Origin of the sequence: Serratia sp. BW106, from assembly GCF_002607755.1 — a bacterium.
Classification (GTDB): domain Bacteria; phylum Pseudomonadota; class Gammaproteobacteria; order Enterobacterales; family Enterobacteriaceae; genus Serratia; species Serratia proteamaculans.
This window is the reverse complement of the sequence record NZ_MCGS01000053.1, coordinates 1-10,621: the sequence shown is the minus strand read 5'-3', so window position 1 is coordinate 10,621 and position 10,621 is coordinate 1. Positions and strand designations below refer to the sequence as shown.

At 47.2% G+C, this 10,621-nt stretch carries 13 protein-coding genes; 11 read left to right on the top strand and 2 right to left on the bottom strand.

What is annotated here, in order from left to right; genetic code table 11:
- Positions 1 to 60: 60 nt before the first annotated feature.
- A complete protein-coding gene (locus BEI65_RS25175) occupies positions 61 to 966 on the bottom strand; it encodes a LysR family transcriptional regulator (RefSeq protein ID WP_086961197.1) in 906 nt (301 codons plus the stop codon).
- A gap of 85 nt (positions 967 to 1,051) precedes the next feature.
- Between BEI65_RS25175 and BEI65_RS25170 the strand changes: the two genes are divergently transcribed.
- The 11 genes from BEI65_RS25170 (at position 1,052) to BEI65_RS25120 (ending at position 9,943) form a co-directional block, all read left to right on the top strand.
- Positions 1,052 to 2,146, top strand: a complete 1,095-nt coding sequence (locus BEI65_RS25170) for an ABC transporter substrate-binding protein (RefSeq protein ID WP_099065564.1) — start codon at positions 1,052 to 1,054, stop codon at positions 2,144 to 2,146.
- Positions 2,143 to 3,201, top strand: coding sequence for an iron ABC transporter permease (locus tag BEI65_RS25165; RefSeq protein WP_016239115.1), 1,059 nt, complete (start codon positions 2,143 to 2,145; stop codon positions 3,199 to 3,201). Before BEI65_RS25170 ends, BEI65_RS25165 begins: the two co-directional genes overlap by 4 nt.
- A gap of 2 nt (positions 3,202 to 3,203) precedes the next feature.
- Positions 3,204 to 4,028 (top strand): ABC transporter ATP-binding protein, encoded by an 825-nt coding sequence (locus BEI65_RS25160; protein WP_016239116.1) that lies wholly within the window; start codon positions 3,204 to 3,206, stop codon positions 4,026 to 4,028.
- Entirely contained in the window at positions 4,021 to 4,536 is a 516-nt protein-coding gene (locus tag BEI65_RS25155) for a hypothetical protein (protein ID WP_019282989.1), read from the top strand. The genes BEI65_RS25160 and BEI65_RS25155 overlap by 8 nt, the downstream gene beginning before the upstream one ends.
- 12 nt (positions 4,537 to 4,548) lie before the next feature.
- Positions 4,549 to 4,974 carry a phosphonate C-P lyase system protein PhnG gene (phnG, locus tag BEI65_RS25150; protein WP_021565143.1) on the top strand — a complete coding sequence of 142 codons (426 nt, stop codon included), beginning with the start codon at positions 4,549 to 4,551 and terminating at the stop codon, positions 4,972 to 4,974.
- Positions 4,975 to 4,978: 4 nt separating this feature from the next.
- A complete protein-coding gene (gene phnH, locus BEI65_RS25145) occupies positions 4,979 to 5,536 on the top strand; it encodes a phosphonate C-P lyase system protein PhnH (RefSeq protein WP_016239119.1) in 558 nt (185 codons plus the stop codon).
- On the top strand, positions 5,536 to 6,549 hold the full coding sequence (locus tag BEI65_RS25140) for a carbon-phosphorus lyase complex subunit PhnI (RefSeq protein WP_016239120.1): 1,014 nt from the start codon (positions 5,536 to 5,538) through the stop codon (positions 6,547 to 6,549). The genes phnH and BEI65_RS25140 overlap by 1 nt, the downstream gene beginning before the upstream one ends.
- Entirely contained in the window at positions 6,546 to 7,358 is an 813-nt protein-coding gene (locus BEI65_RS25135) for an alpha-D-ribose 1-methylphosphonate 5-phosphate C-P-lyase PhnJ (RefSeq protein WP_021565144.1), read from the top strand. The genes BEI65_RS25140 and BEI65_RS25135 overlap by 4 nt, the downstream gene beginning before the upstream one ends.
- On the top strand, positions 7,351 to 8,115 hold the full coding sequence (locus tag BEI65_RS25130) for an ATP-binding cassette domain-containing protein (RefSeq protein ID WP_016239122.1): 765 nt from the start codon (positions 7,351 to 7,353) through the stop codon (positions 8,113 to 8,115). Before BEI65_RS25135 ends, BEI65_RS25130 begins: the two co-directional genes overlap by 8 nt.
- On the top strand, positions 8,115 to 8,729 hold the full coding sequence (locus BEI65_RS25125) for an ATP-binding cassette domain-containing protein (protein WP_016239123.1): 615 nt from the start codon (positions 8,115 to 8,117) through the stop codon (positions 8,727 to 8,729). Before BEI65_RS25130 ends, BEI65_RS25125 begins: the two co-directional genes overlap by 1 nt.
- Before the next feature lie 66 nt (positions 8,730 to 8,795).
- A protein-coding gene (locus BEI65_RS25120) for an IS3 family transposase (protein ID WP_087770335.1) occupies positions 8,796 to 9,943 on the top strand; the annotation gives its coding sequence in 2 pieces (ribosomal slippage) (positions 8,796 to 9,033 and positions 9,033 to 9,943; 1,149 coding nt in all).
- Between the two features lies 1 nt (position 9,944).
- On the opposite strand, the gene BEI65_RS25115 is transcribed toward BEI65_RS25120, so the two are convergent.
- Positions 9,945 to 10,621 (bottom strand): hypothetical protein (locus BEI65_RS25115; RefSeq protein WP_198404511.1); only part of this gene is annotated, 677 nt, incomplete at its 5' end.

Below are 10,621 nucleotides of genomic sequence, written 5' to 3'. Positions count from 1 at the left end.
ACTGGCCGCTGTTGGCCAGGCGTTTGAATTCAGTATCGATTTTTTCAAACTCAACATGCATTACCATGCTTCACTAAAAGCCTGAGAAATTTGACTCCCCATCATGTATGAGTGACGCCAAAAGCAACCTAATTCACGCTCTGCCGATAAAGCGGGAGGAAGCTCCATCACTGCTAAATGATCCGGTAAATGTACATCTCTTACCCAGCCATACGGCAATAATGCATGACCATAACCTGCGGCAACTAAAGCCATTCGATGCTCAACACCAAGGCCATATGTACGAGTCAAGCCGGAGCTTAATAATTTACTTAAGCCTTCAGTAATTAGCGATGGAACAAAATCATCCTCGCTAAGTGGTAGTAATCCAGGCTCACAGAGCATAAGAGGATGGAGTTCAGGCTGAAGTTTATCGGCTCGCACTAGTAAGACAAAGTGTTCCTTGAATAAGCTTGTATATGCCATCCCCTCAGGAACCGACTGTGCTGCACTAATTAGCAAATCAATTTCACGGTTCTGTAAACGCCGTAACAGACCTTGATGCTTGCCACTAACCAACTCGACTTTAGTTTTACCTGAACGGTGAGCACAAATCTGGATAATCCGTAACAAGTTATCCGGTGCCAGTGAGGAAATCACTCCAATACGTAAGGTTTGCCCAAAGGGAAGAGCTAAGCCATCATCACGTAACCCCTCAAGCCGAGTCACGCCTTCTAAAATTACGGCGATTAAGTCTAAAACTTCCTTTCCAAAGGCAGTGGGTGTTATTTTACTCCCCCTTTCAAAAATGGGCTGTCCGAGAATTTCCTCTACTTTTTTTACTTGATAAGACAAGCCCGAGGTCGAAATACCCATGTCTATGGCCGCATAACGAAAACTACGTTTCATTGCGACGGCCTCAACTAAAAGCAAGTCACGCACAGACACTGCTGCTAGCTTGTTCGAAATTACTTCACGCACCGTCATAAACATTCGATTCCAATTGATGAAAAACTGGCTATAATATTTTTAATCAAAATCATATTCAATCTCATTCTCAATTGGAGGGGTTATGACCTCAATACCCCGTTGCTTTGCCGTGCTAGTAGCGACAACTTTGTTATCAGGTAACTTGTCAGCGCAAGAATTTAACTTTACTGATGTAACCGGACAGGAAATTAAGTTAGAAGCCCCTCCTAGACGTATCATTACTCTGCCCAATCCAGCTGCAGCTACCTTCATCGCAATAGATGGTTCTACCGAGCTGTTAGTGGGTATGAATGAGGGCTCTAAACGAGCCTTTGAGAGCGGTATGATGAGCGTTATGTTTCCTGAAGCTGTTGATATCTCCAGTGACATTTTGTCGGAAAACGGTGGTTGGATGCCCAACGTAGAGGCCATCGCAGAACTTAAACCGGATTTAGTCATCCAGTGGGGTGAGCGCGGCGATGATATCGTAGCTCCACTTCGCAATGCAGGTTTGCCCGTTGCTCTAATGGTAGGCGGTGGCAATGCGGGTACAGAAGAGCTGGCCCGAGCCAATATGAAAATGGTGGCTGATATCACGGGTAATACTGAAAAACTGTCAAAGCTTATTGATTGGCGTGACCGTGTACAAAGTGAAATTACTACTGGTTTAAAACAAGTAGGCTTTCATGCAACACCAAGCATTTTGCATTTGCGCTCTGCCAAATCCAAGTTGACTGCTACTGGTGAGAAAAGTTATCAACAAACCTTCATCGAGCTGGTTGGCGCTAAAAATGTAGCTCAAGGAGCTGGCGTACAAAGCACTGTTAGCGTGGAACAGATTCTTGAATGGAACCCAGATATTATCTTACTTTCCGCAGCAGAGACGGATGCTGGATTAGAAGCGATATACGACGACCCATTACTTTCTCGCTTAAATGCCGCCGTACAAAAACGCGTTTATAAGACACCTCAAGGTGGATATATCTGGGATAGTGCTTCCCATGAAAGCCCCTACACATGGATGTGGCTGGCCAATCTTACTCATCCCGATATTTTCTCTTTTGACCTACGTCACGAATTAAAAGAAGGCTTCAAATTACTTTATAACTTTGACCTATCGGATGAGCAGATAGATCGAATTCTGCGTATTGATATGAACGGCGACAGTCACGGTTATCAAGTGTTTCGTAAACAATGAACAAATATACGCGATCGATTCACTCGTCCTCAGAAATGGTTGAGCCAGTTACCCTGAGCACTTGGCGTGCTAGTCATTGGCCTCTTTTGTCCCTACTGCTTATAGCGACTGTGCTAATCGGGCTATCAGTAGGTCGATACAGCGTAGCGCTAGATGAGATTGTAGCCATCCTATATGCAGCCTTACGAGGTGATAACTCACAGCATATGGATGCGTTGGTGATCTTGAATGTACGCTTGCCGCGCATATTATTGGCAGGAGTATGTGGGGCTGGGCTTGCCATCTGCGGGGTAGCCTTACAAACCTTATTTCGTAACCCTCTCGTTTCACCTAAAGTGCTAGGTTTATCCTCAGGTTCAGCATTAGGAGGATCACTGGCAATTTTGGCTGGAGTAGGGGGGCCGCTACTGATGGGGGCTACGTTTGTATCAGCATTTGCTGCTCTGTTTTTAGTAGTGCTGATTTCAAATATGGCGGGTCGTACTTTGATGACTATTGTGCTTGCTGGAATTGTTATTGATGCTTTATTTGCAGCAGGTATTTCGTTAGTTCAATATGCCGCGGATCCAGAAACGAGTTTACCTGCCATCGTCTTTTGGCTGATGGGAAGCTTTGCAACGGCGAGTTGGGAAAAATTTGCACAAACTGCTCCTATACTCATTGCCAGCATTTACCTACTGAATAGAATGCGCTATCGCATTGCTGTACTCGCTATGGGTGACGACGAAGCTAAGTCGTTTGGCATCCATGTTGCACGCTCCCGGATGGTCGTCTTCGCGTTGATTTCTATCATTATCGGCGCCTGCGTAACCGCATCGGGCGTAGTGGGGTGGGTAGGACTCGTAATCCCACACTTTGCTCGTATGTTAGTAGGCGAAGATCACCGCCGGCTCTATTTCACGAGTCTTATGCTGGGTGCCACTTTCATGATTTTGACTGATACGTTGGCTCGTAGTTTAACTGCTGCAGAGATTCCTTTAGGCGTACTCACAGCTCTAGTTGGCGCCCCCGTCTTTGTGTACTTACTATGCACTCGTCGACGTGAAAGGGCTTAATCATGCAAACCGTCTTTACCTCTCATCTCAGTTTAACTGGAGCGTGCGTACGTTTTAGTGAACGTGTGATTTTTCAGGATTTAAGTTTTAACGTACAAAAGGGCGAAACGTTGGCCATTTTGGGCCCAAACGGACGCGGTAAGACTACGTTGCTAAAAGCTCTATTAGGCTCACAACGTTTAGATCAAGGACAACGGCAGGTACCCCACCTCATCGGCTATGTACCTCAATACCAATACGGTAGTGAAAACCATTGTTGCCTCGATGTGGTACTCATGGCACGAGCCGCCTTGCTTCCCATGTTCAGCCTTCCTTCACAGCGGGATCGTAAGCTAGCTCTTGAAGCATTGGAAAAAGTAGGCGGAGGGCATTTTGCTTATCGTTTATATGGCTCTCTATCCGGCGGCGAGCGCCAATTAGTGTTGCTTGCTCGTGCTTTAGCTACTGGTGCTGAGGTACTCATACTTGATGAGCCGGCTTCAGCTTTAGATTTAGCTAATCAGGACTTATTGCTTAACGTCTTATTCGAGTTACGCCGAGTACGTAGCCATTCGGTCGTTTTTACCACTCACCATCCGCAACACGCTCTGCATCTCGCAGACAAAGTACTGCTGATGCACACCAACGATCAGATTAAATTTGGTCCAGCTGATGAGCTGTTAACCGAGTCTGAGTTATCCCGTTTATACAACGTCAGACTACGCCGTCTAATGGTGCAAACGGGAGAACATTTTCAAAGCACAATCTGCCCGGTTTTTGGAATACGTGAACCGGATCAAGATATGCCCATTTCTTATCCTCTAAACAAAGGTAAATACAATGAGTAACGATACAATCTCCTATCTGGAAAATGGACATGAATTTACAGTCCACTTTGATGAGTTATTAAAATACCACGGTGCCGGTTATCCGGGTGGTGTAGCCCACGGGCTAAAAGTTATGCAGCGAGCCTGGCCCTTGCTAGATAATGGTCGTTTGCCTGAACGACGTGAAATTCGCTGTGTCACAGCCTTTGGAGGCCCAGGGGGTAGAGATGCGATTGAGTTTGTTACCCGCGGTCTTACTGAGGGTCGCTACATTGTTGATAACTCAGTAGGGCTCGAAGAAGAAGAGTCCCCCGGTGGTCGTTATTACTTCCGTTTCGAGTACCGTGGCACCGCTGTTGAAATCACCATCCGTCCCGGACACGTACGCCCCGAGTTCATTCAGTTAGCACGCAAGAAAGACCGCTCACCAGAAGAAGAGATCATTTTGGCTGAAATGAAGCTCGAAATGGGAGAACGCTTGTTAGTCCAGCCCGCAGAAGATATTTACAACGCTACCGTATTATCGTAATAAGTCATAGCCATGAATCAAGAACGTCAAACTTGGCTCGGGCTACTTGCCCGAGCTAACCGAGATTATCTGGAAAATATCTGGGCTACTTACAATCCGGGTGTGCCTATACAAAAACTCGCTGGCCCTGAAACGGGGTTGGTGCAGCTCAATACACAAGCTTGTAAGGCCTCAGTGTCATTTCAGTTTGGTGAGGCTTCTTGTACTCGCTGCGTAATCGCTATTGGGAAAATTCAAGGTTACGCAGTACATTTGGGCTCCGATCTACGCAAAGCGGAGTTAGCGGCCTATCTAGACGCCTTTCTACAAACGGCCCCCTCCCACCAACGTGAGCTGGTGCTGCACCCTATACGCCAACAGTTAGAGCTAAAAAAGGCTGAGAGGGAGCAGCTGACGGCTGCTACTTCTGTACGTTTCTACACCACACAAAAAACTTAGAATCATGAAAATACCTTTACGATCTGAGCACAGACATGACGATGAGTTACATCGGCAGACGCGTACTTATCGGCGACTACTGCATGCCTTTGGTTACCCAATGCGCATACAGCAACTAGAAGAGCGTGCTATTCATTGCATCGTTGACTGCCTTCTAGACAGCCAAACGACGGTAGCTATTGAGGTGGAAAATAAGGAATTAACAAGCCGTATTTTGAATACAGGCGCAACCTTGAGCCAAACTCCCGAATGGGTTTTTGCAGGTTCTCAACGGCATCACTTACAACATATTCCAGCAGGAAGCCGTGAGTCGCCTGAAAGTGGGGCAACCCTTGTCATGGAAATAGCCGCCATATCACCTACAAACGGGGGGCTTGCTATACGAGCCACCGGTGCAGGACTCAACAAACCACACACTTTATATTTTTCAGGGTTACATCAAAATGTAGTCATTGATCATATTGCTTTTCGTGCCGATTACCCGCGTGGAGTGGACCTACTACTATGCGCTGACACGCAGCTGGTTGTATTACCACGTCACTTAACTTTGGAGATCATTTAATGTACGTACCAGTAAAGGGTGGTGAACAAGCAATTGCTGCTTCCCGTATAGCCGTAGAACGGAGTCGCCGAGGCGACGACACAATCCCCGAGATTGAAATTAATCAAATCATGGCACAAATGTCGTTAGCTCTTGATCGGATCATGAGTGAGGGGGGCTTATACGATCGACGTTTTGCTGCTATTGCCTTTAAGCAAGCTCAGGGAGACATTGCCGAAGCGGTATTTCTCGTACGTGCTCATCGCGCGCAATTAGCCAATTTTGGCTCAAGCCAAAACATAGATCTAAAAACAATGCATTACAGTCGCCACATTTCCGCCACGCAAAAAGAGTTGGCTGGAGGGCAAATTTTAGGCGCCACTTACGACTACACCCACCGCTTACTGAATATGGATTTAGAACACTCTCGCCCTCAGTGCGAGTTACCTAAATCAGTGATAACAGCTCCCTCATCGCCCTCTAGCTCTGAGCCACTGTACGCAGATCTTATCCGCACCGAAATATCTAAAGCTCCGATAGACATTACGCGAACTGTTTTGCCTTCTTTACCTGATCCTTGCGAGCGTCTCGCTCATCTCGCTCGTGGCGAAGAAGGCTACTTAACTGGATTAGCTTACGAGAGTTTGCGTAAAGCCTCAACGAGTCATCCCTATGTAGCGCAATTAATGAGAGGGAGCGTTGAAATATTCGTAGAGCTGGAAGACCTCAATTTAACCGTATCCATTGGTGAGGTTGAGTTAACTGCCTGCACTACTGTGGCTCCAAATTTTAGCTCATCTCCACATTTAGAAGCGGGTTTTGGTATTGCTTTTGGAGCTAACGAGCGTAAAGCCGTCGCCATGGCAATCGTAGATCAGCACTTTAAAATTGAGGGTGCTACCAGTGATGCACTCATGCATACCGACGGAGTCGCTGCATCCGGCTATGTCAGCCATTTGAAATTACCTCATTACTCTGACTTTGATGCTGATTTAGCGCGTTTACGCCGAGTTCAGGCTAAGGAGGAAATATGAATTATGCCTACCTTGATCTACCGTCCAAACAAGAAATACGTCGTAAAACCCTAAAAGCACTCTGTCTACCTGGACGTCAAATACCTTTCTCAGCTCCTGAGCTACCCATTGCCTATGGTTGGGGGGTAGGAGGCATGGCTATTACCGCTGCCTTATTAGAACCGAATGACACGTTAAAGGTAGTCGATCATGGTTCGGATGATACCGTTAATGCCCTGAATATCGCGGATTTTTTTACTAAAACGGCAAACATATCAATTACGACAACAAGCTCAAAGGCTACTCTCATTCAAACGCGTCAGCGAGTCCCTGAAAGCCCGTTGCGGGAAGAGCAAATTGTGGTGTACCAAGTTCCTCGACCTGACCCTCTACGTGGATTTATTAATGATGCGGCCGAAGCACTGACACGGCACGCACATCATGATTACGGTGTCGTGTTAAGCGCTCTATTTGAAACATGGTTGCAACAAGATGATGCGTGCTTAGGATACGACCACCCTGTGATTGTTAATGATGGGGTCTTAATGTCACCGTCGCCTATTCCTGCTATGGATAACCCCCGCATGGCGATGATGCCTGCTATTCAGATTTTTGGCGCCGCACGCGAGCGACGAATTTATGCATTGCCTGCCTATACACCCTTAGCAAACTTAGCTTTTGTTGACCTGCCTGCTAGCCTGAAAAAAGTCGATACAGCATGTTGTATCTGCGGCTCATCTATTCATTATTTGGATAATATTGGTACGTCAAACACCCCCCATTGGGTATGTTCCGACTCCGAAGCATGCAAGGAGCGCGCTCATGTTTAGCTTGCCAGATCCCGTGCTGACAGCACAGGCTATCTCACTTGAAATAGCTGGGCACCGTATTTTGTCGGATTGTCACCTCAAGCTTTATCCTTCCGAGGTTCTCGCTTTAGTCGGCCCCTCAGGTGCTGGAAAATCAAGTCTTCTGAATATACTTGCTGGACGACAGCTATCTAACAACTGTCAGGCTCTTTCCCTTTTAGGCCAGGATTTACTACGTACCAGTCTTTATCAAACTAACCTTTTACGTCGGCGGGCGTGTGGCTATGTGGCTCAGGATGCCAGCACAACCCTAAACCTGAGACAAAGTGCCGCCACTAATATCGTACGTCGTCTTTTTGATTTAGGTGACAACCGTGCGGTTGATGCACTCAAACAAGCACAAAAATGGGGCCAGCGACTTGGTTTATGTCCAGAACGATTACATGAGCCAGTGAAGAACTTTTCGGGAGGGATGCGCCAACGCGTACAAATCGCTGCGGCCATGATCCATCAGCCGAGCATTTTATTTTTAGATGAACCCACTGCTGGTCTCGACTCAGTCGCTCAAGCAGATTTTTTAGATGTGCTCTCTAATTTGAGAAACCAAACACAGACTGCCATGGTGTTTGTGACTCATGACTTACGTCTAGCTCGACTCATTGCTGATCGGGCCATCGTGATGGATCAAGGCCGCATCGTCAGCGAATCCATTATGGATCGTTTGCTTACTGAGCCTGAGCATCTCATCGCCCAAGCTCTTGTTAAGGCAATGATTTAATGAATAAACCAACTGTGATTTTGCAGTATGAAGGCAATGGCATACATCATGGGCCACTTCGCATAACGGCACAAACAGGGCAGATCGTACAGATCTGGGGAGCGTCAGGCTCAGGAAAATCGACTTTGCTCTCACGAATTTGGGGAAGTCGAAGCTTAGGAACGGCACACTTGTGCATACGAACCCACGATCAGCAGTTCACACCAAGCACAATGACACCCGCCCACTTTGCATTTCTACGCTCACGATTAATGTCGTACGTAGGGCAACATCCTACCGTACTACCTCGCGAAAAACTTGTGGATTGGTTTGCTCTAGTCCCCACAAAGACAGTACTCGACGGACTAAGACTGCTGGACCTCTCTCCTAGCTTACTCTCTCGCTATGCCTGTGATGTCTCTGGTGGTGAACTACAGCGTTTTATGTTGCTTCACGCTTATTTTTCTTCTCCTCCAATCTTACTTTTAGATGAGCCCTGTACAGGATTGGATCCAGAGCGTAGTCATCAGGTGAGCACGCTTTTATTACAGGCTAAAGCCGCTCAGAAACTGGTTATTTACACCAGTCATACGAGTGCCAGTTGGGTGGATCAGTCAATCTCTTTAGACGGTTAAACCTGAATCGCCACGGGTTTAACAGACACCTCAGAGTCATTTAAGATGGCTTAAAGAGAGGTGCCCATGAGCGGTAAGCGTTATCCCGAAGAGTTTAAAATTGAAGCAGTCAAACAGGTTGTTGATCGCGGTTATTCTGTTGCCAGCGTTGCAACACGTCTCGATATCACCACCCACAGCCTTTACGCCTGGATAAAGAAGTACGGTCCGGATTCTTCCACTAATAAAGAAGAGTCAGATGCTCAGGCCGAGATCCGCCGTCTCCAGAAAGAGCTGAAGCGGGTTACCGACGAACGGGACATATTAAAAAAAGCCGCGGCGTACTTCGCAAAGCTGTCCGACTGAGGTACGCCTTTATCCGTGACAACACCTGTTGCTGGCCTGTTCGCCTGCTCTGTCGGGTGCTGGATGTTCATCCCAGTGGTTTTTACGCCTGGCTTCAGCAGCCGCATTCACAACGCCATCAGGCAGACCTGAGACTGACAGGACAGATTAAACAGTTCTGGCTGGAATCGGGATGCGTCTATGGTTATCGCAAAATCCATCTGGATCTGCGGGACAGCGGGCAACAGTGCGGAGTGAACAGAGTCTGGCGACTGATGAAACGTGTCGGGATAAAGGCTCAGGTCGGATACCGGAGCCCGCGGGCACGTAAAGGCGAGGCCAGTATCGTGTCGCCCAACAGGCTCCAGCGACAGTTCAACCCGGATGCTCCGGATGAGCGTTGGGTAACGGACATAACCTACATCAGGACCCACGAAGGCTGGCTGTATCTTGCCGTGGTTGTTGATCTGTTCTCACGCAAAATTATCGGCTGGTCCATGCAATCCCGGATGACAAAGGACATTGTCCTGAACGCACTGCTGATGGCTGTATGGCGGCGTAATCCCCAAAAACAGGTGCTGGTTCATTCGGATCAGGGCAGTCAGTACACAAGCCATGAGTGGCAGTCGTTCCTGAAATCACACGGCCTGGAGGGCAGCATGAGCCGTCGCGGTAACTGCCATGATAATGCGGTTGCAGAAAGCTTTTTCCAGTTGTTGAAACGCGAACGGATAAAGAAAAAGATCTACGGAACGCGGGAAGAAGCCCGCAGCGATATTTTTGATTACATCGAAATGTTTTATAACAGTAAGCGTCGGCATGGTTCTAGCGATCAGATGTCACCGACAGAATATGAAAACCAGTATTATCAACGGCTCGGAAGTGTCTAGATTATCCGTGGCGATTCACATCCCATCCCTCCTGAAGAGAGAGGTTGAAGATTATATGTTTGAAATTACCAGCCTGAAAATCCTCAAAATCATTCTCTCCCTTTGAGAAAAGATTGACCTCCGCTGGCTTGTTCCCATCCAAGAAAGACAAGTTTGCATAAATCGCAATTTCATTTGGGGGGATACCTTTCTCTTCGACCAAATAACGCCAAATACGGATAGGAGGTGCTTTCCGATGCATGAATGGCTTGGAGTGATCATCTTTTTCGCCGTCATCAGCAATGTTTGTTTTGCACACGTATATGGCTTTTGGACTGAATCCAAGACCTCGCTCGGAAATCTCAGCTTTTATCAATTCTAATCTTTTATGAAGATCATCAAGTGATTTTTCCATTGCCCCGGTAGTGCCGTCAAATTGAATAGCTTTTTTAACCAACTCGGCGCTAACAACTTTTTCACTGCTAATGGCTGTCGTAACGAATAACTGTGCATCAGGGCTACCATCAGCCCCGAGTGCACTAAGTTCCGCAAAGCGCTCATAATCATTAGAGGCTTCTTCAGCCCAAAGCTTTATCGGTTGGATAACAGCCTTATGAAAATTAGCTGGCAACTTTAAAGTCGCACTTGCAAGCAAATATGCATCAGGTTCCAATTCAGGGTGATGCTGCCAACTTACTG